The organism is Streptomyces yamdrokensis (genome assembly GCF_053890455.1).
The window spans coordinates 435,824-462,280 of record NZ_CM132679.1 but is presented as its reverse complement, the minus strand read 5'-3'; the positions used below and the strand labels follow the sequence as shown (position 1 = coordinate 462,280).

General features: G+C 72.7%; 22 protein-coding genes. 13 read left to right on the top strand and 9 right to left on the bottom strand.

The window, feature by feature from the left end; translation table 11 throughout:
- Positions 1 to 247: 247 nt before the first annotated feature.
- On the top strand, positions 248 to 760 hold the full coding sequence (locus ACWZEH_RS01555) for a pep a2 (protein WP_456195140.1): 513 nt from the start codon (positions 248 to 250) through the stop codon (positions 758 to 760).
- On the top strand, positions 757 to 2,901 hold the full coding sequence (gene glgX, locus ACWZEH_RS01550) for a glycogen debranching protein GlgX (RefSeq protein ID WP_456195139.1): 2,145 nt from the start codon (positions 757 to 759) through the stop codon (positions 2,899 to 2,901). Before ACWZEH_RS01555 ends, glgX begins: the two co-directional genes overlap by 4 nt.
- 61 nt (positions 2,902 to 2,962) lie before the next feature.
- Here glgX and ACWZEH_RS01545 read toward each other — a convergent pair whose 3' ends face one another.
- Entirely contained in the window at positions 2,963 to 3,754 is a 792-nt protein-coding gene (locus ACWZEH_RS01545; protein ID WP_456200016.1) for a VOC family protein, read from the bottom strand.
- A 266-nt stretch (positions 3,755 to 4,020) separates the two neighbouring features.
- Between ACWZEH_RS01545 and ACWZEH_RS01540 the strand changes: the two genes are divergently transcribed.
- Entirely contained in the window at positions 4,021 to 4,353 is a 333-nt protein-coding gene (locus tag ACWZEH_RS01540) for an ANTAR domain-containing protein (RefSeq protein ID WP_456195138.1), read from the top strand.
- On the opposite strand, the gene ACWZEH_RS01535 is transcribed toward ACWZEH_RS01540, so the two are convergent.
- Complete coding sequence (locus ACWZEH_RS01535) at positions 4,301 to 5,095, bottom strand: SigB/SigF/SigG family RNA polymerase sigma factor (protein WP_456195137.1); 795 nt, start codon at positions 5,093 to 5,095, stop codon at positions 4,301 to 4,303. The genes ACWZEH_RS01540 and ACWZEH_RS01535 overlap by 53 nt on opposite strands.
- 509 nt (positions 5,096 to 5,604) lie before the next feature.
- Between ACWZEH_RS01535 and ACWZEH_RS01530 the strand changes: the two genes are divergently transcribed.
- Positions 5,605 to 6,126 carry a hypothetical protein gene (locus tag ACWZEH_RS01530; protein WP_456195136.1) on the top strand — a complete coding sequence of 174 codons (522 nt, stop codon included), beginning with the start codon at positions 5,605 to 5,607 and terminating at the stop codon, positions 6,124 to 6,126.
- Between the two features lie 7 nt (positions 6,127 to 6,133).
- Here ACWZEH_RS01530 and hemC read toward each other — a convergent pair whose 3' ends face one another.
- The gene (gene hemC / locus ACWZEH_RS01525) at positions 6,134 to 7,069 is read right to left on the bottom strand and encodes a hydroxymethylbilane synthase (RefSeq protein WP_456195135.1); all 936 of its coding nucleotides are present in this window, start codon (positions 7,067 to 7,069) and stop codon (positions 6,134 to 6,136) included.
- A gap of 122 nt (positions 7,070 to 7,191) precedes the next feature.
- Positions 7,192 to 7,968 carry an NPP1 family protein gene (locus ACWZEH_RS01520; protein ID WP_456195134.1) on the bottom strand — a complete coding sequence of 259 codons (777 nt, stop codon included), beginning with the start codon at positions 7,966 to 7,968 and terminating at the stop codon, positions 7,192 to 7,194.
- Positions 7,969 to 8,269: 301 nt separating this feature from the next.
- Here ACWZEH_RS01520 and ACWZEH_RS01515 point away from each other — a divergent pair, with 301 nt between their 5' ends.
- The 3 genes from ACWZEH_RS01515 (at position 8,270) to ACWZEH_RS01505 (ending at position 9,710) form a co-directional block, all read left to right on the top strand.
- On the top strand, positions 8,270 to 8,791 hold the full coding sequence (locus tag ACWZEH_RS01515; RefSeq protein ID WP_456195133.1) for a MarR family winged helix-turn-helix transcriptional regulator: 522 nt from the start codon (positions 8,270 to 8,272) through the stop codon (positions 8,789 to 8,791).
- Between the two features lie 74 nt (positions 8,792 to 8,865).
- Positions 8,866 to 9,246, top strand: a complete 381-nt coding sequence (locus ACWZEH_RS01510) for a DoxX family protein (RefSeq protein WP_456195132.1) — start codon at positions 8,866 to 8,868, stop codon at positions 9,244 to 9,246.
- Entirely contained in the window at positions 9,243 to 9,710 is a 468-nt protein-coding gene (locus ACWZEH_RS01505; protein ID WP_456195131.1) for a peroxiredoxin, read from the top strand. The genes ACWZEH_RS01510 and ACWZEH_RS01505 overlap by 4 nt, the downstream gene beginning before the upstream one ends.
- Positions 9,711 to 9,789: 79 nt before the next feature.
- Here ACWZEH_RS01505 and ACWZEH_RS01500 read toward each other — a convergent pair whose 3' ends face one another.
- Positions 9,790 to 10,620 (bottom strand): aldo/keto reductase, encoded by an 831-nt coding sequence (locus tag ACWZEH_RS01500; RefSeq protein ID WP_456195130.1) that lies wholly within the window; start codon positions 10,618 to 10,620, stop codon positions 9,790 to 9,792.
- Positions 10,621 to 10,788: 168 nt separating this feature from the next.
- Here ACWZEH_RS01500 and ACWZEH_RS01495 point away from each other — a divergent pair, with 168 nt between their 5' ends.
- Complete coding sequence (locus tag ACWZEH_RS01495; protein ID WP_456200014.1) at positions 10,789 to 11,793, top strand: TauD/TfdA dioxygenase family protein; 1,005 nt, start codon at positions 10,789 to 10,791, stop codon at positions 11,791 to 11,793.
- A 44-nt stretch (positions 11,794 to 11,837) separates the two neighbouring features.
- Here ACWZEH_RS01495 and ACWZEH_RS01490 read toward each other — a convergent pair whose 3' ends face one another.
- The 3 genes from ACWZEH_RS01490 to ACWZEH_RS01480 all read right to left on the bottom strand — a co-directional run bounded on the left by ACWZEH_RS01490 (position 11,838) and on the right by ACWZEH_RS01480 (position 15,024).
- On the bottom strand, positions 11,838 to 13,343 hold the full coding sequence (locus ACWZEH_RS01490; protein WP_456195129.1) for a metallophosphoesterase family protein: 1,506 nt from the start codon (positions 13,341 to 13,343) through the stop codon (positions 11,838 to 11,840).
- Positions 13,344 to 13,470: 127 nt separating this feature from the next.
- Positions 13,471 to 14,226, bottom strand: a complete 756-nt coding sequence (locus ACWZEH_RS01485) for a dienelactone hydrolase family protein (protein WP_456195128.1) — start codon at positions 14,224 to 14,226, stop codon at positions 13,471 to 13,473.
- A 177-nt stretch (positions 14,227 to 14,403) separates the two neighbouring features.
- On the bottom strand, positions 14,404 to 15,024 hold the full coding sequence (locus tag ACWZEH_RS01480) for an L-threonylcarbamoyladenylate synthase (protein WP_456195127.1): 621 nt from the start codon (positions 15,022 to 15,024) through the stop codon (positions 14,404 to 14,406).
- 242 nt (positions 15,025 to 15,266) lie between these two features.
- On the opposite strand from ACWZEH_RS01480, the gene ACWZEH_RS01475 reads away from it, so the two are divergent.
- The 3 genes from ACWZEH_RS01475 (at position 15,267) to ACWZEH_RS01465 (ending at position 19,523) form a co-directional block, all read left to right on the top strand.
- Entirely contained in the window at positions 15,267 to 16,781 is a 1,515-nt protein-coding gene (locus tag ACWZEH_RS01475; RefSeq protein WP_456195126.1) for a helix-turn-helix domain-containing protein, read from the top strand.
- A 548-nt stretch (positions 16,782 to 17,329) separates the two neighbouring features.
- On the top strand, positions 17,330 to 18,988 hold the full coding sequence (locus tag ACWZEH_RS01470) for a catalase (protein ID WP_456195125.1): 1,659 nt from the start codon (positions 17,330 to 17,332) through the stop codon (positions 18,986 to 18,988).
- A 211-nt stretch (positions 18,989 to 19,199) separates the two neighbouring features.
- Entirely contained in the window at positions 19,200 to 19,523 is a 324-nt protein-coding gene (locus ACWZEH_RS01465; protein WP_456195124.1) for a hypothetical protein, read from the top strand.
- A 31-nt stretch (positions 19,524 to 19,554) separates the two neighbouring features.
- Here ACWZEH_RS01465 and ACWZEH_RS01460 read toward each other — a convergent pair whose 3' ends face one another.
- Complete coding sequence (locus ACWZEH_RS01460; protein WP_456195123.1) at positions 19,555 to 20,928, bottom strand: alpha-lytic protease prodomain-containing protein; 1,374 nt, start codon at positions 20,926 to 20,928, stop codon at positions 19,555 to 19,557.
- A gap of 549 nt (positions 20,929 to 21,477) precedes the next feature.
- Here ACWZEH_RS01460 and ACWZEH_RS01455 point away from each other — a divergent pair.
- Together ACWZEH_RS01455 and ACWZEH_RS01450 are read left to right on the top strand one after the other, a co-directional pair.
- Positions 21,478 to 22,065: a hypothetical protein gene (locus ACWZEH_RS01455; protein ID WP_456195122.1), complete on the top strand. Its 588-nt coding sequence runs from the start codon at positions 21,478 to 21,480 to the stop codon at positions 22,063 to 22,065.
- Positions 22,066 to 22,093: 28 nt separating this feature from the next.
- Positions 22,094 to 26,440, top strand: coding sequence for a cation-translocating P-type ATPase (locus ACWZEH_RS01450; RefSeq protein WP_456195121.1), 4,347 nt, complete (start codon positions 22,094 to 22,096; stop codon positions 26,438 to 26,440).
- The last annotated feature ends 17 nt before the right edge of the window (positions 26,441 to 26,457 follow it).

Sequence of the window (26,457 nt, the reverse complement as noted above, 5' to 3'; positions counted from 1 at the left end):
GATCAGTAACCGTGCGTCCTGTTGGGCCTTGGTCCGGTGTGCCGGGCCGGATGGTGTCCGAGGCCGGTGCGAACTGCGCCCGTCCGGCGCATCGGCGGCCCCGGCCGTGTGCTCGTGTTGCACGGATGGACCAACCCGGTCACGCTGATGGTGACTCAGAAGCGCCAACCGCTCACATTTCGTGTTCGGGGCTCGTTCCGCAGGGACGAGGTGAAATCGGGAGCTTCGCGGTGAGGAGCCAACGACGATGAAGACCGCAGTGCCCTGCTACTACCACCTCGACGTGGAAGTCAGCCCGGAGCGCGTGCAACAGGTCGGCCGCATTCTGGCCGCCCACCTCCGGCACTGGGACCTGGAGAACCTGATGGAGCCCGTCTGCCGCGGCACGGAGATGCTGCTGCGCGCCATCGACGAGCACGCCACCGACAAGAACACGTCGATCGAGATGTGGTGGAACGGTCAGCACCTCATCACCGCCATCGGGGAGCGCGACCGCGCTCTGCGCCCCGACCGGGAACTGCGCGGCTGTCTGGAGCACATCGCCGCCAGCAGCGACGGCTGGGGCTGCTGCGCCACCGCGACCGGCAGCAAGGTCATCTGGTTCTCGCAGCGGGCCCGCGCCGATGAACGCGTCCCGCTCGTGCCGACCGCGCCGGACCCGGGGGTGAGCGAGGGCCTGGACCTGCCCCGCATGGTCGACGTCGCCCAGGTGGCCGGCCTGGTGCGTACTCCCGCAGGCCTCCTGGAGGCAGTCCGGTGACCCGGAGGAACAACGGACAAGGGGCGCCCGCGTGGAGCGGGCGCCCCTATCCGCTGGGGGCGGTCCATGACGGCGGGGGCACCAACTTCGCGCTGTTCAGCGAGGTCGCCGAAGGCGTCGAACTCGTCCTGGTGGACGAGTCCGGCCGCCACACCACCGTCCCGCTGACCGAGGCCGACGGCTTCGTGTGGCACGGCTACCTGCCCGGCGTCGGCCCGGGCCAGCGTTACGGCTACCGGGTGCACGGGCCGTGGGCACCGGCCGCCGGGCACCGCTGCAACCCGGCGAAGCTGCTCCTCGACCCGTACGCCACGGCCGTCGACGGGCAGATCGACAACCACCCCTCGCTCTACGAGCGCCGGTCCGACGGCCCCGACCCGGCCGACAGCGCCGGACACACCGTGCTGGGCGTGGTGACCGACCCGGCGTTCGACTGGGGCGACGACAACCGCCCCGGCCGTCCGTACGCCGACACGGTGATCTACGAGGCCCACGTCAAGGGCATGACCCGCACCCATCCGGACGTCCCGGCCGAACTGCGCGGCACCTACGCCGGACTGGCGCACCCGGCGGTGGTCGGCCATCTGACCTCGCTGGGCGTCACCGCGGTGGAGCTGATGCCGGTGCACCAATTCGTCCAGGACGGTGTGCTGCAGAGCCGGGGTCTGGCCAACTACTGGGGCTACAACACCATCGGCTACTTCGCCCCGCACAACGCCTACGCCGCCCACGGCACCCGCGGACAGCAGGTCACCGAGTTCAAGACGATGGTCCGGACCCTGCACGCGGCAGGGCTCGAGGTCATCCTGGACGTCGTCTACAACCACACCGCCGAGGGCAACGAGAAGGGCCCCACCCTCTCCTTCCGCGGCATCGACAACTCCGCGTACTACCGGCTGGTGGACGGCGACTGGTCGCACTACTACGACACCACCGGTACCGGCAACAGCCTGCTGATGCGTCACCCCTACGTACTCCAGTTGATCATGGACTCGCTGCGGTACTGGGTCACCGAGATGCATGTCGACGGCTTCCGCTTCGACCTCGCGGCCACACTGGCCCGGCAGTTCCACGAAGTGGACCGGCTCTCCGCGTTCTTCGACCTCATTCAGCAGGACCCCGTGATCAGCCGCGTCAAGCTCATCGCCGAACCGTGGGACGTCGGCGAGGGCGGTTACCAGGTGGGCAACTTCCCGCAGCTGTGGTCGGAGTGGAACGGCAAGTACCGGGACGCCGTGCGGGACTTCTGGCGCACCGAGCCGCACACGCTCGGCGAGTTCGCCTCCCGCCTCACCGGCTCCTCCGACCTGTACGCGCACAGCAGGCGACGGCCCCGCGCCAGCGTCAACTTCGTCACCGCGCACGACGGCTTCACCCTGCGCGACCTCGTCTCGTACAACGACAAGCACAACACGGCCAACGGCGAGGGCAACCGGGACGGCGAGAGCCACAACCGGTCCTGGAACAGTGGGGCGGAGGGCGACACCGACGACCCGTCCGTGCTCGAACTGCGGGCCCGCCGACAGCGGAACTTCCTTGCCACGCTGCTCCTTTCCCAGGGCATCCCGATGCTCTCGCACGGCGACGAAGTGGGCCGCAGCCAGCACGGCAACAACAACGCCTACTGCCAGGACAACGAGATCTCCTGGATAGACTGGAAGCTGACCGAGGAGCAGCGCGCCCTGCTGGACTTCACCCGGCGGGTCATCTCCCTGCGGATCGCCCACCCCGTGCTGCGCCGCCGCCGCTTCTTCCACGGCGAGCCGGCCTCCCGCGCGGGCCGGGGCCTGCCCGACCTGGTGTGGCTGCTGCCGAACGCCGAGGAGATGACCGACGCCGACTGGCGGCGCTCGGACGCGCACAGCGTCGGTGTCTTCCTCAACGGCGACGCCATCGCCGAACCGGACCCGCGGGGCCGGCGTCTGATCGACGACTCCTTCCTGCTGCTGCTCAACAGCCATTGGGAGCCGGTGGACTTCCGCCTCCCGTCCGCTGCCTACGGTGAGTGCTGGACGGCGCTGATCGACACCGCCGACCCGGAGGGCCTCCCCGACGAATCGGAGTACAAGGCCGGTACGGGGCTGACCGTGGGCTCGCGCAGCCTGGTGCTGCTGTCCCGGCCGTCGCGGACCGGGAAGTGAGGGACCGCGGTCCTCCCGGGGAGAGGCGTCCGGGAGGGCCGCGGACGTCCGGCCGCGAGGGTCAGCGGCCGCGGCGGGCGGTCACCGTGAACAGGGCGCCCTCGTTGTCGCGCAGCACGGCCTCGTCGTCGCGCAGGACCACCACGCTGCCCCCGTGCCGTTCGGCGGCGTAGGCGCAGGCCTCGACGTCCGTCACGGTGAAGTGCACCTGCCAGTGCGGCCGGATCGTGGGATCGGGCGCCGATCCCAGCGCTCCCGACTGGATGCAGGCGAGTACCTGCCCGTCCCCGCGCAGCACCACCTCGTCGCCCTCGTAGACGACCTCCGTGCGGCCCTCCCCCGGCGCGCCCCAGTCGAAGACCTCGCCGTAGAAGATGGCGGCGTCCAGGGCGTCCCGGGTGTGCAGTCTGATGAAGGAGGGCTGGGAGCGCTGCCAGCTGAGCCAGCCGGTGGACAGCTCGCCCTCCCACACCCCGAAGGTCGCGCCGTCCCGGTCGGCCAGCAGCGCCGCTCGCCCGGGGGGCAGCGAGATCGGGCCGACCGCCAGCGTGCCGCCGCGTTCCTGCACCCGCGACACCGCCTCGTCCGCACTGCGCGCGGCGAAGTAGGGGGTCCAGGCCACGGCCATCCGCCACATGTCGGCGACCGCGGCGACGCCCGCCACCGGCGTGCCGTCCTTCAGGGCGAGCCGGAACCGCTCGCCCAACCGGGCCGGACGCCACCGCCAGCCGAGGACGGCCCCGTAGAACTCCTCGGTCGTGCCGAGGTCGCGGCTGGTCAGACTCACCCAGCAGGGCGTCCCGTACACGGAGTGTGTCGAGAAGACGTCCGTCGCGCCGGAGGAGGAGGGCATGTCGTGGTTCGTCACAGTCGCGTCCCGATCGCTGATCTCGTCGGCCTGGCAGGCACCCGTGGACTCCAGTGTCCGGCCTGTAGGGCTCCGGGCGCCTGCCGAGTACCCCGGCGGTGGTACCCGGACCCGCGTGGAGGGGCCCGCGAGCATCCCCGGTGGCACAGGACGGGACGAGTGACGACGATGGAGGAGCCGGACACCCGCTGAAGGCACCCGGACACGGGTGCGGGCGGCGCGGGAGCGGTACACCGGACCCGGAGGTGACCATGCCCACGGACGGGGAAGCGGACCGGATCCTTCAGCTGGAGGAGGAGGTGCAGCAGTTGAAGGAGGCGGTCGTCTCGCACGCGGTGGTGGACCAGGCGATCGGTGTGATCGTCGTCCTCGGGCGGGTGTCGCCCGACCAGGGGTGGACGGTGCTGAGGGAGGTCTCCCAGCACACCAACGTCAAGCTCCGCGACATCGCCGGGACGATCGTGGCCTGGGGACGTACCGGTGTGCTGCCGCCTGGTATCCGGGCGGAGCTGGAGAAGACCCTGGACCGGTTCAGTCGGCCTCCGTCCGCAGTTCCTCGCGCACCTGGGCGAAACAGCTGCTGAGCAGCCGGGACACATGCATCTGCGAGATGCCGAGCAGTTCCGCGATGCTGCTCTGCGTCATGCCCCGGAAGAACCGCAGATAGAGGATGAGCCGCTCGCGCTCCGGAAGCGCCTCGAGGCAGGGACGGACCGCCACCCGGTCGACGACCGTGTCGTAGGCGGGGTCCGGGCCGCCGAGCGAGTCCCCGAGCGCGTACCCGTCCGTGCCCGGCATCTCCGCCTCCAGCGACAGCGCGGTGAAGCATTCCAGGGCCTCCGTGCCGGTGCGCACCTCGTCCTCGGTCAGCTGCGCGTACGCGGCGATCTCAGCGGTCGTCGGGGCCCGGCCGGGAGTGGTCTGCGCCAGCTCCTTGGCGGCGTGCCGCACCCGGTTGCGCAGGTCCTGGACCCGGCGCGGCACGTGCAGGGTCCACATGTGGTCACGGAAGTGGCGCTTGACCTCCCCGGTGACGGTCGGCACGGCGTACGCCTCGAAGGCGGTGCCGCGCGCCGGATCGTAGTGGTCGACGGCCTTGACCAGGCCCAGGGCCGCCACCTGGTACAGATCCTCCAGCGCCTCGCCGCGCCCGCGGAAGCGGACGGCGATCCGCTCGGCCATGGGCAGCCAGGAACGGACGAGCCCGTCCCGCAGCGCCTTGCGCTCGGGGCCCTCCGGGAGCCGGGCGAGGCGGACGAAGTCCTGGGCGGTGTCCGGGGCGTCGTGGTGAGGATGCGGCTTCGTGGTGCTGCCGGCGATACGCATGTCGCGCACCTCCCTGAGCAGGTGCCGGGTGGACGGGCACCGTGGGAGCGCGGACTCGGACCACACGGAGGAGACCCGGGGGCGGCGAGCCGGTTCCCACGGTCGTGCCTCCGGTCCGAAGCACTGGATCTCTCATTCCCCCGCGCCACCACGGTGAAACGGTTTCCCGAATCCGGCGCGGAGAACGGTGCGGGGATTTCGGGAATCGCACGTTGTGGAATCGGGGGGATTCAGTGCGTGAGACTCCGGAGGGTGACCGGGAACGTGGAGCCGGTGGGAACACGGTGGTACGGGTCGCGCCCGCCCCCGGCCCGGTGATCACCGTGGACGACGTGATGTGCGGCACGCCGCCGCGCGGACCGGTGCGGCCGGTCCGGCGGATTGTGCCAGCGCAGCGCTTGATCGGCGACCACCGTGGACGAAGTGCCTGACCACGGCGCATTCCGCTCATTTGACAGCGCGCCGAGCCCACAGATAGGAAGCAGCGACAGAAGTCGAGAGGGTGCACCGTGTACGAGCCGAACGTGGTCGGGGACTGGCAGGAGTACGACGAACATGCCGGCCTGCGGGTCCGCGTCCACCGTCTGGAATCGGGCGAGCCGCCCCGGGGACGGGACGACGCCGCTGGAGGACTGACGTACTTCAGCGTCCGCGTGACCGTGGAGAACCGCGGCGAGCGGAACGTCGGAATTCATCTCGAGGACGGTCAGATCGACGTACGGATCGGCCCGGAGGGGGAGAGCGCCTTCCTCGACTGGCGCAACTCGCAGTTCATCGAGGGATTCGACGTCTATCCGCTGCGCCGCGCCACCGCCGTGCTCTACGCGGCCGCTCCCGAGGCGTCCCTGAGCCATGTCGACGTGCAGGTGCAGCTGCGGGTCGACGAGGAGTGGACGGGCCGTCGCCTGTGGTCCGGCGGCATCGGCGCGCACGAGGGGACCGCCGGAACCCCGTCGGGCGGGGTCCGGGAAGGCCTCGCGCAGCAGATCGGCGTGTTCCTCCAGGAGCAGGCCGAGGAGGGCAGCGCCTGAACCGGCGTCAGTGCGGGACGCCGTCGATGATCTCGCGGGCGCCCTGGCGCAGCAGGGCAACGGCGACCGAGGTGCCGAGTGTCGCCGGATCCAGCCGGCCGGCCCACTCGTGGGCGTTCAGCCGCACCTTGCCGTCCGGGGTGAAGACACAGGCCCGCAAGGACAGTTCGCCGCTCCGGTCGACCCGCGCGTACCCGGCGATCGGGCTGTTGCAGTGTCCCTGCAGCACATGCAGGAACATGCGCTCGGCGGTGGCCTCCCGATGTGTGTCCGGATGGCCGAGGACGCTGACCGCGTCGATGAGGGACGTGTCGTCCTCGCGGCACTGGAGCGCGAGGATGCCCGCGCCGATGGGCGGCATCATCGTCTCGGGGGAGAGGACCTCGCTGATCACGTCGCGGCGGTCGATGCGCTCCAGACCGGAGACCGCGAGCAGTAGCGCGTCCGCCTCACCGGCGGCGAGCTTCGCCAGCCGCCGGTTGGCATTGCCTCGGAACGGTACGCACTCGAGGTGCGGGTGGGAGGCGGCCAGCTGCGCGACGCGGCGCACCGAGGAGGTGCCGATCCGGGCCCCCGCCGGCAGCTCGTCCAGGGTGAGTCCGTCCAGGTGCACGAGGGCGTCACGGACGTCGTCCCGCTCCAGGAACGCGGCGAACACGGTGCCCGCGGGGAGCGGGCGGTCGGCGGGCACGTCCTTGACGCAGTGCACCGCGAGGTCCGCCTCGCCGGCCAGCAGCGCGGCGTCGACCTCCTTGGTGAACGCCCCCTTGCCCTCCACCTGCGACAGGTCGCCCAGCCACTTGTCGCCGGTGGTCCGCACGGGGACGACCTCGGTGCGCACACCGGGCAGGGCGTCGGCCAACTCGGCCCGGACACGCTCCACCTGGGCGAGCGCCATGGGCGAGTCGCGGGAGACGATACGGATCAGTTCGGGGACGGGCATGGCGACACGATAGACCCTCCGTCGCGAGGCCGTCGCGAGGCCGGCGCGGGGCGGGCCGGTTCGGGAGTCCGGGCGACGGATGCGGCCGGACTCCCTTTGACGCGGGGCCGGGTGACGCCCGATCAGGCGTTCGGGTCGAACGGGATGCCGGAAGGCTTCGCCGCGGTGAGATGGGAGGCGAAACTCCCGTCCTTGAGGCCGAAGTTGGCACTGCCGAAGTTGTGCTGGACGAGCTTGTCGCGCAGCCCGGCCGGATAACCGTTCCAGCCGACCAGCGGCGGGTACTGCCAGGTGCCCTTGTGGTTCTCCGGCGGTTCGTCGCCCGCGCTCGCGAGCCGGAAGCAGTGCGTGCTGATGCCGTCCTTGTGATACACGATCTTCGGGTGCGTTCCCTCGAAGCGGACCGCCGACCTGGCGTGGATCGAGAACGAGCCGTGGTTGGAGGTCGAGACGTACTGGGCCGTGTCGTTCTGCACCCACACCACGACGTGCTCCCAGTCGTGGCGGTGGCCGCCGAGACCGACGCCCGGCAGCGCCTGGTCCTTCTCGAAGTACAGGGCGTAGACGATGGCGCACCAGCCGTTGTTGCACTTCGAGCGCGAGTAACCGTTGGTGCTGTCCAGATCCGGGGCGTCACGGCAGTTGCCGTTGAGGGCACCCGTCGGGTTGAGCCCGGGGTTGATCGCGCCGTCCGGGCCGATCGCGGGGGTGGGGTAACACCCGTCGGTGTCGTAGTCGTAGGCGGGCTGGAACGTCCGGTCGAGGGAGCCGGCGTCGGCCGGCAGGGCCGGCGGCGGTGCGGCGAAAGCGGTGGAGGGGAAGGCGATGACGAAGGCGAAGGCGCCGGCGAGGCCGGTCAGCCATCTCCTGCGGTGTGTTCGGAACGTGCTCGACGGCACTGCGTCCTCCTCGGAATGCGGGCGCATCCCAACGACTGTGGGGGGCAAGGGCGTTCAGCATCGCGGCTGGGCGCGTCCATGCCAAGACTGCAGGGGCGTACTGATGGTGAAGCGCTGCCCAACACTCGTGGAGCCGCCGGCGGATCACCCCACGTCGTCCGGAATGCCGGCGCCCGTACCTCCCGGCACGTGCCGTGGCCTGCGGTTCCGCCCGAAAGGCGCCGTCGGGGGCGGGTGGAGGGGTGCGCTCCGCGCGTCCGCGGATTGATTGAGTTACGCAATGAGATGGTAAAGTGGGCTCATGCGCGCATCCTCGGTCCCCGACGTCCCCGCCTCACCGGAAGTGGCCGAGATCGAGCGGGCGCTCATGCGCATCACCTATCTGGGCTCCCGTGCCCGCCAGCACGAACGTCTGATGGCCTTGGCGGGCGTCCCCCTGGACCGAGCCGCCGTCGCGCTGCTGCGGCAGGCGGCCGACACCGAACCGCTGCGGCCGGGCGAGCTGGCCGCCCGCCTGGGCGTGGAGGCGTCACACGTCACCCGCACCGTGCAGCAACTGCAGAAGTCCGGCCATGTCACCCGGGTCCCGGACCCCTGTGACCGCCGCGCCCACCGTGTCGAACTCACCGAGACGGGCCGGGAGGCCATCACCCGCATCCGTGCGGTCGGGGCGCAGGCCATGCAGGTGGCCCTGTCGGACTGGCCCCCGGCGGAACTGCGCCAGCTCGCCACGCTCTTCCACCGCATGGTCGACGACTTCCTCGCACACGCCGCCGAGGAGGAGGCGGAACCGCGCGGCGGCACCCCCGCCGGAGCCGCCTGACGCGCTCCCGCCCCGGTGGCCCCCCGTACTTACCGTCCGGTAATGTCGCGTGGCAGGCCACTGGAGGAGGAACCGTGTCACGGTCCGATCGCTCACCCCTGCTGCTCGCCGGCCTGCTGGCCGCCGCGGGCACCGCGCATTTCGCCGCCCCACGCCAGTTCGACCACATCGTGCCGCGCTCCCTGCCGGGCTCGCCCCGCACCTGGACCTATGTCAGCGGCGCCGCCGAACTCGCGCTGGCCGCCGGGGTGGCGCTGCCGCAGACCCGCAGGGCCGCCGCACTGGCCACGGCCGCCTTCTTCGTCGGGGTGTTCCCCGCCAACGTGAAGATGGCCGTCGACTGGCGCCGCCGCCCCGCCCCGCAGCAGGCCGCCGCCTGGGGACGGCTGCCCCTGCAACTGCCGCTGGTGCTGTGGGCGCGGGGCGTCGCCAAGGGCGCGGAGGGCACGTCGTGAGCGGGAACCCTGGCAAGGGCGACACGGTCGAGGACTTCGCTCTGCCGGACGGGACGGGCACCGTCCGCAAGCTGTCGGAACTGCTGGCCGAGGGGCCCGTGGTGCTGTTCTTCTATCCGGCCGCACTGAGCGCCGGCTGCACCGCGCAGGCCTGCCACTTCCGTGACCTGGCCGCCGAGTTCGCCGCGGCCGGCGCACGGCCGGTGGGCATCAGTGGTGACGCCGTGGAACGGCAGGCGGAGTTCGCCGGGCGGCACTCGCTCGGCATGCCCCTGCTGTCCGACGCCGACGGCGCCGTCCGTGAGCGGTTCGGGGTGAAGCGGGGCATCTCCCTGGTGCCGACCAAGCGTGTCACCTTCGTCATCGGGCAGGACCGCACCGTCCTCGAGGTCGTGCGCAGCGAGTTGCGGATGAACGTGCACGCCGACCGCGCGCTCGCCGCACTCCGCGACCACCGGGCATGACCCGCACCTGACGGGCGACGGGCCCACGGCCGGACCCTGCCGTGCGGGCGTGGGCCGCGCGTCCGTCGGGAGGCGGTGGTCAGAACTCCTCGTGCACCTCCGGGTCCCCGCCGATCCGCCGGTGCGCCCGGTCCGCGATGGTGTGCATCTGGGCGTCGTCCAGCGTGAAACCGAAGACGTCGAGGTTGGCGCGCTGCCGCCCGGGGTCGGCGGACTTGGGCACGGGCAGCGCCCCGAGCTGGATGTGCCAGCGCAGCACCGCCTGGGCCGGGGTGACCCCGTGGGCCTCGGCGACGGCGGCCACGGCCAGGTCGTCCAGGAGCTGCGAACCCCGGCCCAGTGGGCTCCAGCTCTCGACGAGCACGCCCTTGTCCGCGTGGTGGGAGCGCAGCTCCTCCTGGGGGAAGAAGGGATGCAGCTCGACCTGGTTGACCGAGGGCAGCACTCCGGTCTCCTTCTCCAGCCGCTCGATGTGAGCCGGCGTGAAGTTGGAGACGCCGATCGACCGGACGAGACCCTCTTCGCGCAGCTTGATCATGGCCTTCCAGGAGTCGACGTACCTGTCGACCCGGGGGAGCGGCCAGTGGATCAGATACAGGTCGACGTACTCCAGGCCGAGACGCGCGCGGGACTCCTCGAAGGAGGCGAGGGTCTCCTCGTACCCGTGGTGGCGGCCGGGGAGCTTCGTCGTCACGACGACCTCCTCGCGCGGGACACCGGCGCGGGCCACGGCACGGCCGACACCCGTCTCGTTGCGGTAGTTCGTCGCCGTGTCGACAAGGCGGTAACCCATCTCCAGTGCCGCGGCCACGGACTGCTCGGCCTGCGCGTCGTCCATCGGCCAGGTGCCGAGGCCGAGGGCGGGGATCGTCGTGCCGTCATTGAGCGTGTGGTTCGGAATGCTGATCACGAGGGGACCTTCCCGTTCGACAGTGTCGTCCTCCTCCAGCCTCACCGACCGGAGGGTCAACGATCAACCCGACGGGCGGGCCGGACCGACGGCACGGACGTATCCGGACCGGCGCAGGCCGGGGGCGGACCGACGAAGGGGGCACACGTGGCGACGGACGGGAGCGACATGGACGGCACGAAGGGCGCCGGGCAGGACACGGGCGGGGAGCGGCGCGCGGGGGTGGCGCCCGACACGGGTACGGGCGTCGAGGTGCGTCCGGTCGCCGGGCACATCGGCGCCGAGATCACGGGGGTCGACCTCGCCGACGGGCCCACAGACGCCGTGATCGCCGCCATCCGGGCGGCGGTGCTGCGCTGGAAGGTGGTGTTCTTCCGCGGGCAGCGCCTGGATCACGCTGGGCATGTGGCACTGGCCCGGCGGTTCGGCGAGCCGGTCGTCCTGCCCCGGCGGGGCAAGGTGTCGCCGCCCGGCTTCCCGGAGGTCGAGACGACCGCCGACCGGCTGGAGCTCGGCGGACGGTTCGGAATGGAGCGCGACGAATGGCTGCGCCGCCGCCGCCACACCCTGCTGCGCGGCTGGCACTGCGACCACGGAGCCCGGATCGACCCGCCCGCCGCGACGATCCTGCGCGCGGAGGCCGTGCCGCCCTACGGCGGCGACACCACGTGGTCGAACCTGGCCGCCGCCTACACCGGACTGTCCGCCCCGGTGAAAGAGTTCGCCGACAGGCTGCGGGCCGAGCACCGGCTGGGGGTCGGCTACCAGCCCCGGCCCGGTGACGACGCCTATGCGCGCCACCTGCTGGACCACCAGACCGCCACCGAGCACCCCCTGGTGCGGGTCCACCCGGAGACGGGGGAGCGGGTGCTGTTCGTCAACGGCTACTACGTCGAGCAGATCACCGGACTGTCCCGGCCCGAGAGCCGGTCGGTCCTGGAGATGCTGCTCGAGCAGGCGACCCGGCCCGAGTACACGGTGCGTTTCCGTTGGGAGCCGGGCAGCGTGGCGTTCTGGGACAACCGCGCCACCATTCACCTCGCCCCCGGTGACACCGCCCACCTCGACCACCCGCGGATCATGCACCGGGTGATGCTCGCCGGCGACGTACCGGTCGGAACCGACGGCCGCCCCTCGGAGGCGATCACCGGGACCGCCCCCGGACGCTGGTGACCGGCCGGCCGGTCCCTGCCCGGCAGCTCGCGCCGAAGGGCCGGTCACGTCAGCGGGATGGTCACCTCGTCCTCGACCGGCGGGGCGACTTCCTGGGCGAGGTTGCCGGTGGCGGCGTGGCAGCGCAGCCGGATCGCGTCCGGGCCCACGTCCAGCCGCAGGAAGCACTTGAAGAACGGCGGCGTGTAGGTGGCCGAGCCGGGCGAGAGCAACTGCGTGTAGGCCTTGCGCACGGGCAGCCTGAACCGCTTGCGCCGCTCGGGCCGGCGGCCGGTCCCGAGCAGCCCGGCGACCAGTCGCATGCGCCGGGTGACCCGGGCCGGCGTGCTCGACAGGCGGGTGGGGCCGATGCCGAGACGTTCGGCGATCACGGCCGTCGCCTCGGCCTCGGTCAGGGTGAAGAAGCGGCGCAGCCGTGTCCGGCGCGCGTAGAGCGCGCTGTAGAAGGCGAGGGAGTCGCCGCGCAGCGGATAGCAGCGGAAGTCCCGCTCGGTGACGCCGGCGACATTGACGCGCGGGATGGTGTGGGTGGCGTGCGTGAAGGCGCCGCCACCGCCCGCCACCACGTACTGGAGGGTGCGGCCGTCGTCCAGGCGGACCGGATAGCGCTGGTAGTTGTGGATGTCACCGCCGATCGCGGCCACGTAGTGGTGGGCCGGGTCACGGACGATGTCGTCGACCGTTCCCCCGCCCTCGACGGGGCAGGGATGATGCGCGCCGTCCACGTACAGCGGCGAGCCGGTCACGAGGATCTTAGGGCGCGGCCCCCGGGACACCTCGCGCAGCCAGGCTCCCTGCTCGGCGTCGACAATTCCCAGCAGACCGGTGTCGATGCCTATGATCCGCACCGGCCCCGCGTCGATCGCCCAGTACGGGCCCGGCTGCACCGCCTGCTGCTCAGGGCCGGACCGCAGCTTCCTTGCCTCGGCCAGGCGCTGTCCGTCACCGGGTCGCGGCCGGTGCCACAGCAGGGAGCGCAGCCAGGCCCGGGTGAGGGGGCGCGGTGCGGGCTCGGGCGGCAGGGGAGGGGCGCCGTCGCAGAAGACGCGCATGAATCCGCCGAGATCCTCGTACCAGTCGTGGTTGCCGGGTATCGCGTAGATGGGCGCCCTGTAGTCCTGGTACGGGCGGAAGAACTTGTCGCCGTAGTCGTCGGCGCTGCCCACGGGATAGATCACGTCGCTGGCCAGCACGGTGAACGCGGTGTCCCGGCCCTCCTTCAACAGCCCCGGTACGACGGCGTACTGGGGTTCGCCACCCTCGCCGGTGTCGCCGATGACGAGGAAGGAGAACCGGTCCGGGCCGTCGTGCCGGATCACCTTGTCGGCGGGTGCGCCGGCCGCCGCCCGCTGGGCCGCCCACCGGCTGCGGGTGCGGCCCGTCGGGTCCCCGAGCCAGGAGGCCAGAACTCCGTTGCGGGCGGCCCACAGCATGCGCGGGTCGAACCAGGAGATCTTCTCGGCCTCGGACGGCAACAGCCGCCGGTACTCGCCCCGTTGCGCTGAACCCCAGCCGGCGCCCTCGGCCGTGTCGCGTGAAGAGTCTGACATCGGAGCACCGTAACAATGGTGCCGCGGGCGGCCGGAGAGCGGGTACGGGCGACGGGTGCGGCCAGTGGCATGCCGAAGTGGATTCGTACCGTGTGGAATTGGAGGCGCCACTCACGCGGCAGGCCCGTCAGAAGGCGCGGTTCAGCAGGTCCAGCAGCGCGGTCCAGTGACGCTCGTCCGCCTCCTTGTCGTACGCGGCGGTGTCCGCCTGGGTGTAACCGTGACGTGCTCCGGCGTACACCTCGCAGCGGTGCCGGACCCCGGCCGCGGTGAGCGCCTGCTCCAGCCGTTCGATCTGCTCCTCGGGCATCGACGGGTCCTGGTCCGCATGACCGAAGTACAGCTCCGCGGTGATCCTGTCCGCCAGCAGATGAGGACTGTCCGGTGTCCCGGAGGCCAGCCGGGCCCCGTGGAATCCGGCCGCGGCCGCCACCCGGTCCGGATATGTGCCCGCGGTGTGGAGGGAGAGCACCGCGCCCATGCAGTAGCCGGTCACCGCCACGGGGCCGTCGGTCGCCGAGGGGTGGCCGGCCAGCCACCGCAGATACGCGCCGGCGTCGCGCATGGCGAGTTCCGGCGTCAGTTCCCGCATGATCGGTTCCAGGCGTCCGAAGATCTCCGGCCGCGCCCCCGGATCGATGAACTCGGGCAGTTCGACCACCGGACTGCGGCCGTGGCGGTAGAACACGTTCGGCACCAGGACCGTGTACCCGGCCTCCGCCAGCCGGTCGGCCATGGCCCGCAGTCGTGGCCGCAGTCCGAAGACGTCCATGTAGAACAGGACCGCCGGCCGGGGGCCCCCGTCGGCGGGACGCGTCAGATACGCGTCGGCGGTGCCGTCCTCGGTCGTGATGTCAACGGTGCTTCCCTGTACGGCGGTCATGGCCGGCGGGCGCCTCTCTGCGGGATGTCGAAGGGGACCCGCGCCCGCGGCGAGCGGGGCGGATCATCCCCATCGTGACATGCTCCGGACCCGGCACTTCAGCCCTGTCCGGTTCAACACGGCGCAAGAGGGGCTCCTTTGGGACATCCCGCGCCCGCCCCGGCGCGCGCGTCACCGTTACTCGAACCGCGAGGTGTCGCCCGCGCCCCGCCGTACGATTTCGGCCTCGCCACCCGAGAAGTCGATCACCGTGGTCGGTTCGGTGCCGCACTCCCCGGAGTCGAGCACCGCGTCCACCACGTGGTCGAGCCGGTCCTTGATCTCCCAGCCCTGGGTCATCGGCTCGTCCTCGCCGGGCAGCAGCAGGGTGCTGGACAGCAGGGGCTCGCCCAGCTCCGCGAGCAGCGCCTGGGTGACCACGTGCTCGGGGATGCGCACGCCGACGGTCTTCTTCTTCGGGTGCTGGAGCATGCGCGGCACCTCCTTCGTCGCGGGCAGGATGAACGTGTAGCTGCCCGGCGTGGACGCCTTGACCACGCGGAACACGTCGTTGTCGACGTGTACGAACTGGCCGAGCTGAGCGAAGTCCCGGCACACCAGGGTGAAGTGGTGCCGGTCGTCCAGCTTGCGGATGGTACGGATCCGGGCGATGCCCTCCCGGCTGCCGAGCCGGCAGCCGAGCGCGTAACAGGAGTCCGTGGGGTACGCGATCAGGGCGTCGTCGCGGATGCTCGCGGCGACCTGGGAGATGATGCGCGGCTGGGGGTTGTCGGGGTGCACGTCGAAGTACTTCGCCATTCACCGAGCTTATGCCGCCCGCACGGCAGGACCGCACACGCCCGGCCGGGGCCGCCGTGCCCCGGGCCCCGCCCGGCCCGCCCCGGCCGTGGGCGGCTCAGGTGCCTGCGGTGTGTCCGCGGTGTGCCGACGCCGTGCAGGGCTTCACCTTCACCCCGTCCGCGCGGGGTGAGCTTGCCGCATCCGTGGGGTAACGTCCGGGACCGGGCCGAAAAGGCCAGGCACACGAGGGGAAGACCGAGGTGGCAGCCCGTAACGACGGAATCCCGGGGCCGGTGAAGGCGGCCGGGGAACAGCCCGGGTGGGCACAGGAACTGCTGGAACACCTGAGGCCGGCGGGACGTGACGTCCGCAGGGTGGTCGACTGGCTCGCCGGCACCGTGCACGGGGCGGTGGCGCTCCGGGACGACACCGGCGCGCTCGTCGCCGGGACCGGGCTGACGCTGGACGAGGACCTCGTCGCCGACGTCACCTCCGGCCGAATCGCCTCCGCGGCCTGGGAGGACGGAGAGCGGCACCTGCGCCTGGTGAAGGTCGGGCACCCCGCCCGGACCTGGGCACTGGCCGTCTCCCGGAGCGCCCCGTTCGACCGGCACAGCGCCGATGTCGTCACACACACCGTCCAGGTGGTCGAGCTGCTGCTGACCGCGGGCGAGACCGCCGCGGCCGGGCAGCGGCTGCGCCGCGCCAGCGCCGACCTGCGGCTGGCGATCCTCCAGCTGCTCATGGTCGAGGACACCGTCGCCGCCCGCAGGGTGGCCGCGGGGCTCTGGCCGGGGCTGCTCGAGGCCGACACCGCGTGCGTCTACGTCGTCGAGTCCGAGCCCGCCCGCCGGGACCGCCTCGCCGAGGAGTGCCTGGACACCACCGAGGAGGAGGCGCTGGTCGTGCGGTGCCCGGCGATGGACGGTCACGTGATCGTCGTCAGCCCTCGCGAGGCGACCGCCGGTGATCTGAAGTCCCTGGTCGAACGGCATCCGGACACCTTCCTCGGCGGCAGCGTCCGGCAGAGCCTCGCCCGGACCGCCACCGCGTACGGGCAGGCCGTCAGCGCCCTCGCCGTGGCGCACTTCCGCCCGGACAAGACGGCGGTGTACGCCGAACGGACCCACCCCGAGCGGTTGATGGACCCGGCGGCGCTCCGTGGCTGGACGGCCCGGCTGCTGGGGCCCCTGGACGCCGTGCCGCACCACACCCGTGCCGAGCTCCTCGCCACCACCCGCCTCGGTCTGGAGTTCACCGCCGTCAACACGGCGAAGATCCTCGGTGTGAGCCGCAACACGGTGCGTGCCCGTATGGAACGCGTCGAGAACATGCTGGGCACCGACTTCGACGACGTCACCGCCCGAGCCGTCGTGCACCTGGCGCTGCACACCCAGTTCAACCTTCAGGACACACAGGCGGACAGTGCCTCCGAGGCGCCGTCCGCCCCCGGACTCGCACCCCTGGTGTCCGGGCCCGCCGTCCGAGCCTGGGCGGGGGAACTGCTGGAACGGCTGGACCAGGACACCCGCCCCCTGCGCCGCACCCTGCGCACCTGGATCGCCGCCGGCGGCAACGCCGAGCGGGCCGCGCAGCTCCTGGGCGTCCACGCGCAGACCGTGCGTGAGCACGTGCGCAGCGCCGAGCCGGTCCTGGAGCGCCAGTTGCTGGCCGCAGGCACCGACCTGTACGAGGTCGTGCTCGCCCATCTGGCCTTGGGAGACCTGGAGACACCGGTGTTCGCGGGGCCCGTGTCCACGCCCCCACCAGGGTGAACGACGGTCCGCCGCCCTTGTTGCGGCCGGCTCGCGCGGGGTGAAACGGGTCGTATCGGACTCAGTTGTGCACGGCTGAGTCCCGCGGCCGTCGCAGCGGGCACCGGTGCTATACACAGCCGCGTCGCCATTCACATAGGTTCGTCGTGCCGCGGGAGCACGACCGGAACGGGGGACCGGTCGCGCTCCCGCGCGTCGTGGACGCCCACGGTGCCTGCCGGATCGACTCCGCCACTCCGGGCCGCTGCTCCGGGCCGCCGCTCCGAGTCGCCGGTTCGGGTGATGCACGGCAGCATGGCCCTCGTACGCATGCTGCGGCGGGAGGTGCGCGAGGCGCATGGCCCCGCCGTCCGGCGGCGGACGTTTCAGTGAGCGGGCCCTTACGCGTGAGCGACCACGCGGTTCCCGGGAAACCGGGGGCACCGGGACGGGGGCACGGGCTGCCGGGACGCCGGAGCACCGTGCCGTCCACGGGGACCGGCCCGCGGCCGTGCGCCACCGTGCCCCGGCCCGCCACCAGTCATGAGCAGCCGAAGGAGTCCACGATCATGACGGACGTTTCGAACCGGGGCCCCGCTCCGGGCGACGACCGCGAGGTACTCACCAACCGGCAGGGTCATCCGGTCCACGACAACCAGAACCAGCGCACGGTCGGCGCCCGCGGGCCCGCCACGCTGGAGAACTACCAGTTCCTGGAGAAGATCAGCCACTTCGACCGGGAACGTATCCCCGAGCGCGTGGTGCATGCCCGCGGGGTGACCGCGTTCGGCCACTTCGAGGCGTACGGCACCTGGGGCGACGAGCCGATCAGCCGCTACACCCGCGCCAAGCTGTTCCAGGAGCGCGGCAAACGCACGGACCTGGCCGTCCGGTTCTCCACCGTCATCGGCGGCCGTGACTCCGCCGAGACGGCCCGCGACCCGCGCGGCTTCGCCGTGAAGTTCTACACCGAGGAAGGCAACTGGGACCTCGTCGGCAACAACCTGGGTGTCTTCTTCATCCGGGACGCGATCAAGTTCCCGGACGTCATCCACGCGCTCAAGCCCGACCCGGTCACCTTCGAGCAGCAGCCGCGGCGCATCTTCGACTTCATGTCGCAGACGCCCGAGAGCATGCACATGCTGATCAACCTGTTCAGTCCGCGCGGGATCCCCTCGGACTACCGGCACATGCAGGGCTTCGGCGTGAACACGTACAAGTGGGTCAACACCGAGGGTGAGACCAAACTGGTCAAGTACCACTGGATGCCGAAACAGGGCGTCCGCTCCATGACGGAGGAGGACGCCGCGAACGTCCAGGCCGACTCCCTCGGCCACGCCACCAAGGACCTCTACGAGGCGGTGGGGCGCGGCGAGCACCCCGAGTGGGAGCTGGTCGTCCAGATGATGGACGACCACGACCACCCGGAGCTGGACTTCGACCCGCTCGACGACACCAAGACCTGGCCCGAGCAGGACTTCCCGCCGAAGCCGGTCGGCAGGATGGTGCTCGACCGGATGCCGGAGAACTACTTCGCCGAGAACGAGCAGATCTCCTTCGGCACCGGTGTCCTCGTCGACGGCCTGGACTTCTCCGACGACAAGATGCTCGTCGGCCGGACGTTCTCCTACAGCGACACACAGCGCCACCGTGTGGGCCCGAACTACCTCCAGTTGCCCGTCAACCAGGCCAAGGCAGCCGAGGTACGCACCAACCAGCGGGACGGTCAGATGACCTACCACGTGGACGCGGCCGGAGAGAACCCCGCGGTCAACTACGAACCGTCGATCACCGGCGGCCTGCGCGAGGCCCTGGAGCCGTCGCACGACGAGCAGGGACCGGAGATCCGGGGCTGGCTCACCCGCAAGCGCATCCCGCGTGCCAACGACTACCAGCAGGCGGGTCAGCGTTATCTGCTCCTCGAGGACTGGGAGCGCGACGACCTGGTGAAGAACTTCGTCAACCTGATCTCCCAGTGCGACCGGGCGGTGCAGGAGCGCATGGTGTGGCACTTCCTGCTCGTCGAGAACGACCTCGGCCGCAGGGTCGGCGACGGGCTCGGCATCACCCCGAAGGACGTCGCCGGCCTGAAACCCCTCGCGGACCAGGACCTCACCGACGAGGACCGCGAGCGGCTCGCCAACCTGGGCGACAACCCGCCGCGCGACGTGCGGGGGCTCACCATGACCCACTGCGTCCCGAACGAACGGCACGTGGTGAACCGCTGAGCGTCCCCCGGATCAGGCGGTACGGCGTGCACCAGTGACGGAACGCGCTGGTGCACGCCGACGTGTTCACGCCCGCCGCCGGTGAGGCCTCGCGGCGGTGTCCCGGTTTGCTCCCCCAAAGCCACGACATTTGCCCGGACTCGTCACGCGGGACGGTGAAAACACCCCGCCCACCGATCGAAAGGGCCGCCGGCCGGGGACCACTCGGGCTATGACCAGTGCATCGTTCTCCAGTACCCTCACCCTGCCCGCCTCCGTGTGCGACCAGGCCGCACAGCACCTGGAGCTGGCCGCCAAGCGGACCGTCGACGGGGCCGGAATCCCGTTGAAGGCGTTCCGCGCGGCGGCCGACAGCGACTACACCTTCCCCGTCGCCGTGGTGGAACAGGCCGCCGCCTGCCTGCTCGTCCTGGCCACCGAAACGGCACAGACGGTACGGCCCTCGGCGCTGCGCGCCACCATCAGCGTTGCCCTGAGCCTTCGCGACGCCGCCCAGGCGGTGCACCGCCCCGCGCTCACCACCCGGTTCTGGTGAGGCCGCCGGACGGGCGACGCGGAGCAGGGTGTCAGAGGCGCTGCCACAGGGCCGGCGTACCGGCGGGCGTCCACGCGCTCTGTGCCTGGTGCGTCTGCAGGCACTGGTAGCGCACGCCGTCGCGGGTCACCGTGGCCCCGGCCGGGTAGACCCGGCCCGCGGTCCACGTGCCCTCGGCGCCGTCCTGCGGGTCCGGCGTCGCGGTCTGCGCGGGATCCGTGGTCAGGATCAGGCCGAAGCCGGCGAGGACCGGGTTGACCGGCTGGTAGAACGTGGTCCCGCCGCGCGCGCAGTCACCGGAGCCGCCGGAGGTGACGCCCTGGGCCTGGGAGCCGGCGACGAAGGGACCGCCGGAGTCGCCCGGCTCCGCGCAGACCGTCGTCCGGGTCACTCCGTCGACCGTGCCCTCGGCGTAGCTGACACTGGTGTCGTGCTGCCGGACGGTCCCGCAGTGCCATCCGGTGGTCGAGCCGGACCGGCACACCGCCGACCCCACGAGCGCCTCCACCGAGCCGGTGACCTGCACTTCCTGGCCGTCCTGCGCCCTGACGCCCGGCGTGGCCGCCCACGCGTCGTCGGTGCCCACCCACGCCATGTCCCCGCCGGGGAAGACGGAGTCCTGGAAGGTGCCCTGCGCGCTCCGGTCGAACCCGGTGGTCGTGTCGCCCCGGTCGCCGCAATGACCGGCGGTGGCGAAACCCTGCTGGGCCTCCCTGGTCACGGAGAAGCCGACCGAACAGCGGGCGGTGTCGTTGATGTAGTAGGCGTCGCCACCGGTGATGTCCTGCAGCAGCCTCGGCCGGACCGTGGACACGTGGATGGTCACGTCCTGGTCGTCGATCCCGGCGGCCTCGAAGAAGGCGGCACCGTCCGACACCGTCCGCGCCTGGACCACGAGCCGGTTCGTCGGTACGTCCACGTACCACAGCGGCGTACCGGCGGTGTCACGGGTGGCGGCCGCCGCATCCAGCTTGTCCTTGGCGGCCTGGAGTCCGGCCAGCGCGCGGGCGACGACGACGGCCTCGGCGCCCTGCGCCTCGATGGCGGCCACGTCCTTGGCGTCGGTGGTCGCGACGCTGAGCTCGTCGGAGGCCGCTCCGCGCACCCATGCGCCGGCGAACCGGTCGCCCAGGGCGTTGCGCAGGATGCCCGCGCGGGTGCCCGCCTCCGCCTCGTTGGCCAGCCGCTGGGACGCCTGCGCCGGGGTCAGGCCCAGGTCGCGCTGGAGGGCGCCGAGCATCGGCACCGGCGCGCGGTCGGTGCCGAGGGCCCGGGCCGCACCGGACGTGGGCTCCGAAGGGGGCGCGGACCCGGCCACCGCAGCGGAGGGGAGGACGGCGAGGGCGAGACCGCCGAGCGAGGCCAGGGCCGTTCGGCGTGCGGTCCGGGCATGTCTGAGGACCATTCGGTACGTCTCCTTCGTCGAGGGCGGCAAAGCTGCCGTGAGGCTGGGCTGCCGTGAGTCTGAGGTCCCGTCCGTCGGCTTCCACCGGTCCCGCGACGCCTGGCACCGCACTTCGAGGCGGCACCGGGCATGCCCGGCACGCCCTCTCGTGCGAGGACGTTCCTGGGCGGTGACCGAGCGCACCGGACACACGGGCCGAACCGGATGGGAGCGCCGGACAGGCCATAGGCCTTGCCCGTGCCGTCCGACGCGATGTCAGAAGCGGCACACTTTCGCGCTTTGGTGAGTCCGCGGGCGCCATGTGCAGTATCCGGACGCGACGGCGGGCACCTGGCATGGTCGGACGCGCACATGGTCCGGGCGGGGGAGGCGGGCACCCGGTTCGGGCCGGCCCGGTGGCGGGCCCGGGGCGAACAGCCGAAGCCGCCAGGGGTGGACGGGGCCACCCCTGGCACACAGGAGGAGCAATCCTGCGGTTTCCGTATGAAACTGGGACAAAGGCAGGGGTGTTCATCGGTGCCCCTCGAGGGTCGGTCCGTGGAGGACGACATGAACCAGGACGTGTCTCGTTCGCCGGAGCTTCCGCAGCCCCTGCGGGCCGTCGCCTCGGCACTGAGCCACGTGCCGGGCGCGGGCCACGTGGGCAGGGTCGCCGGTGGCGCGCTGGACGCGATCGGCGCGGTCTCCCCGCACGGCCGCCGGATGGCCGTCTACGCCGGGGCCGGAGCACTCGGCGTGGCGGGTGTCGTCGAGTGGCCGGTGGCCCTGACCGGCGCTGCCGTGGCCTGGCTCACCCAGCCACGCCCCGGCGGGCACCCGGCCGCCGCACCACCGAACGGTGGTGCCCCGGCCGGCGGGAACGGACAGCACCGTGCGCACACCGGGGCCGCGACCGGCGACGACCGTGGTCCCGTGCCCGAACCCTCCGCGGACCGGGGACCCGGCGACCGGCTGAACCCCTCCCGTCACCGGCCCGAACCGGCGGAGCCCTCCGTGCGCGAACAGCCCGCCAAGGTGGGCGACACCGAGACGGCGTCCGCGCTCAGGCAGGTCGCCGAGGCCACCGCGCACCACGCCACGCAGCACGCCATCCACCACCCGGGCCGGGACGGCGCACACGACCGCCACAGCGGCTGAGCCGCGATCAGGGGACGGACTTCCACAGATGCTCACTCGCTTCGACGCCGCTCCCCTCGCCGGGGCCCTGGCGGGGGCCGCCGCAGGCGCCGCCCGCAGCACCGCCCAGGGGGTGTCGTCCGTCCAGGACACGACGCGCCGCATCCGTCACGTCGCCCGCAACGCCCTCCTGGGCGGCGGCCCGCACTGGCGGGCCGGACACCGCGTCCACCTGGCGCTGTGGCACCCCGGCAAAGGGGCCGGTCCGCTCGCCGGCGAGGTGGCGGCCGAACTGCTCGCCCACCCCGACGTGCTGGCGGCGTACTGGGACGAGGGACTGTCCCGTCTGGTGCTGACCGCCACAGAGGACGCGGCCGGTGACCGGGTGACCGAGCGGGCCCTGGCGATCGCCGCCCGCCTCGGACTGACCGAGGACGCCGACCCGGAGGAGCCGCCCCATCCCGGAGACCCCCGCGAGGTGCGGGTCACCGCCGCCGCGCTGCTGCTGGACTGCGCCGGCACGGCCGGAGCGCTGGCCGGGCGCGCGCTGCGCCTGCCGCGGTCCCCGAAGGCGGTCACCGCCGCCGTCACACTGATGCGGGAGAATCCCCGCTTCCGCGCCGTGCTGCGGCAGCGGTTCGGCCAAAGCGGCATGGAACTCGTCCTCGCGGCAGCCAACGCCGCCGCGCACGGCGCCGGACAGTCCCCGCTGTCGCTGGTCCTCGACGGAGCGCTGCAGACCGGCCGGCTGACCGAGGCGGTGGCACACGCCGCGGCCTTCGAGGCACTGCACGACGACATCTGCGCCGAGGAACGCACCAGTCCGCGCCGCCCCGCGAGCAGCCGCCCCGCCCTGCGGGTCACACCCGCCCAGACCTACGCGGCCAACGCCGGCACGGGCAGCGTCGCGGGCGCCGCCGCCACCCTCCTCGTCACGCACGACACGCACGAGGCCGCCGAGGCCGTCCTCGCCGGATCCCCGAAAGCGGCACGCTACGGCCCCGCCGCCTTCCACGCGGCCTTCGGTGTCTTCCTCGCCCGGTCCGGGATGCTCGTACGGAGCGGAGAGCGGCTGCGGCAACTCGAAACCGCCGACGCCCTGGTCCTGCACGCCGACGCCCTGCGCAGCCACCCGCGCGACGGCACGGACCCCGACGCCGGGAGCAGCGCGTACGACGACCCGGTCGACTCCTTCGCCGAAGCCGTCCTCGACGCCGCCCGCAGGGCCGGACTGTACGTAGTGGTCACGGGCGGCCCCGATCTCAAGGACATCACCCGCCTCGCCGACGAAGTGTCCCCGGCCGGGATGCCGTTCGGCGACGTCGTACGGGCGCTGCAGAACGACGGACACACCGTGGTGAGCGTCGCCCGCGTCACCCCGCACGGCGACGACGACGTGGCGGACGGGCTGCCCGCCGGAGACGTGGCAGTCGCCCTCACCGACGCGCAGTCGGCCGTCCCCTGGGACGCGGACGTACTCGCCCCGGGCGGGACGGCCGACGTCTGGCGGCTGCTGACGGCCGTTCCGGTCGCCCGACGGGTGGGGCGACGCTCGCAGGCCCTGGCCCGCGCGGGCGCCGCCCTCTCCGGGCTCATGGTCGCGCGGGGCGGCAAGCCCGGCGGCCGCGCCTGGCGGCGGCTCACCCGGCACGCCCCGGTGAACCTCGCCGCGGCTGGCGCCCTGCTCACCGCCTGGACCGAAGCCGCCGGTGTGGCCCGCGCCGCGCCTCCCGAACCGCGGCTGCACGTGCCCTGGCACGCCCTGGAACCGCACGAGGCGGTGGACAGGCTGAGCGGACCCGCCACCGCCGCCGGCCCCCGCGGCCTCGCCCTGCTCACCGACCGGTCCCGGCGGCAGGCCGCCCGGCTCGCCCGTACACCCGCGGTGGCGCCCGCCCGCTGGACGTGGCGGGCGGCCGGCGCCGTCCGACGGGAACTCGACGACCCCCTCACGCCCGTCCTCGCCACCGGCGCGGTCGCCTCGGCCCTGCTCGGCTCGTTCGTCGACGCGCTGCTCGTGGTCGGTGCCATGGACCTCAACGCCGTGGCGGGCGGGCTCCAGCGGCTGCGCGCGGAACAGGCACTCGCCCGGCTGGCCGCCCGGCAGCAGCCCAAGGCGCGCAGGCAGGAGACCCGCAGGCGCACGGTCACGGTCGACGCGGCCCGGCTGCGGCCGGGGGACCGGATCAGCCTCACCGCCGGCGACGTCGTACCGGCCGACGCGCGACTGCTGGAGGCGGACGGGCTCGAGGTGGACGAATCCGCCCTCACCGGTGAGTCCCTGCCCGTGACCAAGTCCGTCGAAGCCACCCCCGGCGAGCCGGTGGCCGGGCGGACCTGCATGGTGTTCGAGGGCACCACCGTCGTGGCCGGCCGGGCCGCCGCACTCGTCGTCGACACCGGGGACCGCACCGAGGCGGGCCGCGCCGTGGCACTGGCCGCCCGCACCCCGCCGCCCGCCGGCGTCCAGGCCCGGTTGCAGGAACTGACCCGCAAGGCCCTGCCGGTGACTCTCACCGGCGGCGCCCTGGTGACCGGACTGTCCCTGCTGCGCGGCAGCCCGGTACGCCGGGCCGTCAGCGGCGGTGTCGCGGTGGCCGTCGCAGCCGTCCCCGAAGGACTGCCGCTCGTCGCGACCGTCGCCCAGATGGCGGCGGCCAGCCGCCTGTCCCGGCGTGGCGTCCTGGTGCGTACCCCCAGGACCCTGGAAGCGCTCGGCAGGGTCGACACCGTCTGCTTCGACAAGACGGGGACCCTCACCGAGAACCGGCTCCGCCTGGTCCGGGTGGCGTCCTCGAACGGCACCGTCCTCGCCCCCGACGACGAGTCCGCCGTACCGGTCCTGCGGCTGGCCGCCCGCGCCTGCCCGCGGGAGGAGACGGACGAGGGGCGTCGGGTCGCGCACGCCACCGACGAGGCGGTTCTCGACGTCGCCCCGCCCGACGACACCTGGACCCCAGTCGGGGAGCTGGCCTTCGAAGCCAGCCGGGGCTACGCGGCGGCCGTCGGCCGGGACGGCGGCGACACCCACTCCGGCCCCGGTGACGTTCTCGTCGTCAAGGGAGCCCCCGAGACGGTCCTCCCCGCCTGCCGCGACCTCCCGGACGACACGGCCGGGACCGCCCACACCCTGGCGGGCCAGGGACTGCGGGTCCTCGCCGTCGCCCGGCGGCCGTGCCGGGGGCCGGACGCCGACGCCGAACTCGACGCCGGCCTCGCGGACCTGGAGTTCGTCGGGCTGATCGCCCTGGCGGACGTCCCCCGGGACACCTCCAAGGCCCTGCTCACGGAGCTGCGCCGCTCCGGCGTCCTGCCCGTCATGCTCACCGGCGACCACCCGGAGACGGCCCGCGCCATCGCCCTGCAACTGGGCTGGCCGGAGGGGACCGAGGTCGTCACCGGGGACGACCTCCTCGCCATGGGCCGCCGCGACCGGGGCCGTGCCCTGCACGGTGCCAAAGTGGTCGCCCGGGTCGCGCCCGAGCAGAAACTCCACGTGGTCGAGGCCCTGCAGCAGGCCGGCCGGGTGGTGGCGATGGCCGGCGACGGCGCCAACGACGCCGCGGCGATCCGCGCCGCCGACGTGGGTGTCGGCATCGAGGCCCGCGGCTCGGCCGCCGCCCGCAACGCCGCGGACCTCGTGCTCACCACCGGTGATCTGTCGGTCCTGGTCGACGCGTTCGTCGAGGGCCGCGCCCTGTGGCGCAGCGTCGCCGACGCGGTGAGCATCCTCATCGGCGGCAACGCGGGCGAGGTCGGCTTCAGCGTCCTGGGCACCCTGCTCGCCGGATCCTCACCGCTGTCGACCCGGCAGCTGCTGCTGGTCAACCTGCTCACCGACATGTTCCCGGCGATGGCGGTGGCGGTGACGCCGAGCGACGATCCCTCGACGGCGGCCCACGCCGAGGCCGGCCCGATGAGCCTCGACGTCCTCGGCGCACCCCTGCTGCGCGCCATCCGTCGCCGAGGCGTGACGACCTGCCTCGGCGCTGTCGCCGCCTACCTGTTCGGCCGCCTGACCCCCGGCACCGAACGGCGCTCCACCACCATGGCCCTGTGCGGCGTCGTCGGCGCACAGCTCGTGCAGACGCTGGCCGGCCGCCGGCACAGCCCGTTGGTGTGGACGACGGCCCTGGGATCCGCCGCCGTGCTCGCCGCCCTGGTCCAGACCCCCGGCGTCAGCCACTTCTTCGGCTGCGCCCCGCTGGGGCCGGTGGCGTGGACGGGCGTGACCCTGGCCATCGTCCTGTCGGCCCTGGCGCCACGCCTGGAACGCCTGGCCACGGTCCGACACCTGTACGCGCTGCTGTCCCGGCTCGCCCCGCACCTGAACGCCGCTGCCCAGCAGGCCCGGAGGCTGCTGCACAGCGGGATCGCACGGCCGGTGGTGGCGTAGACCCCGCAGCCACCGGC

What these genes read in the sequence shown, in the direction of transcription:
- ACWZEH_RS01515 (WP_456195133.1), top strand. Translation starts at nt 8,270, where the DNA reads ATGCGCGCATCCTCGGTCCCCGACGTCCCCGCCTCACCGGAAGTGGCC.
- ACWZEH_RS01545 (WP_456200016.1), bottom strand. Translation starts at nt 3,754, where the DNA reads ATGCCCTCCTCCTCCGGCGCGACGGACGTCTTCTCGACACACTCCGTG.
- ACWZEH_RS01555 (WP_456195140.1), top strand. Translation starts at nt 248, where the DNA reads ATGAAGACCGCAGTGCCCTGCTACTACCACCTCGACGTGGAAGTCAGC.
- ACWZEH_RS01485 (WP_456195128.1), bottom strand. Translation starts at nt 14,226, where the DNA reads ATGACCGCCGTACAGGGAAGCACCGTTGACATCACGACCGAGGACGGC.
- ACWZEH_RS01495 (WP_456200014.1), top strand. Translation starts at nt 10,789, where the DNA reads ATGGACGGCACGAAGGGCGCCGGGCAGGACACGGGCGGGGAGCGGCGC.
- ACWZEH_RS01535 (WP_456195137.1), bottom strand. Translation starts at nt 5,095, where the DNA reads ATGCGTATCGCCGGCAGCACCACGAAGCCGCATCCTCACCACGACGCC.
- ACWZEH_RS01540 (WP_456195138.1), top strand. Translation starts at nt 4,021, where the DNA reads ATGCCCACGGACGGGGAAGCGGACCGGATCCTTCAGCTGGAGGAGGAG.
- ACWZEH_RS01460 (WP_456195123.1), bottom strand. Translation starts at nt 20,928, where the DNA reads ATGGTCCTCAGACATGCCCGGACCGCACGCCGAACGGCCCTGGCCTCG.
- ACWZEH_RS01450 (WP_456195121.1), top strand. Translation starts at nt 22,094, where the DNA reads ATGCTCACTCGCTTCGACGCCGCTCCCCTCGCCGGGGCCCTGGCGGGG.
- ACWZEH_RS01455 (WP_456195122.1), top strand. Translation starts at nt 21,478, where the DNA reads ATGAACCAGGACGTGTCTCGTTCGCCGGAGCTTCCGCAGCCCCTGCGG.
- ACWZEH_RS01465 (WP_456195124.1), top strand. Translation starts at nt 19,200, where the DNA reads ATGACCAGTGCATCGTTCTCCAGTACCCTCACCCTGCCCGCCTCCGTG.
- ACWZEH_RS01490 (WP_456195129.1), bottom strand. Translation starts at nt 13,343, where the DNA reads ATGTCAGACTCTTCACGCGACACGGCCGAGGGCGCCGGCTGGGGTTCA.
- ACWZEH_RS01480 (WP_456195127.1), bottom strand. Translation starts at nt 15,024, where the DNA reads ATGGCGAAGTACTTCGACGTGCACCCCGACAACCCCCAGCCGCGCATC.
- ACWZEH_RS01470 (WP_456195125.1), top strand. Translation starts at nt 17,330, where the DNA reads ATGACGGACGTTTCGAACCGGGGCCCCGCTCCGGGCGACGACCGCGAG.
- hemC (WP_456195135.1), bottom strand. Translation starts at nt 7,069, where the DNA reads ATGCCCGTCCCCGAACTGATCCGTATCGTCTCCCGCGACTCGCCCATG.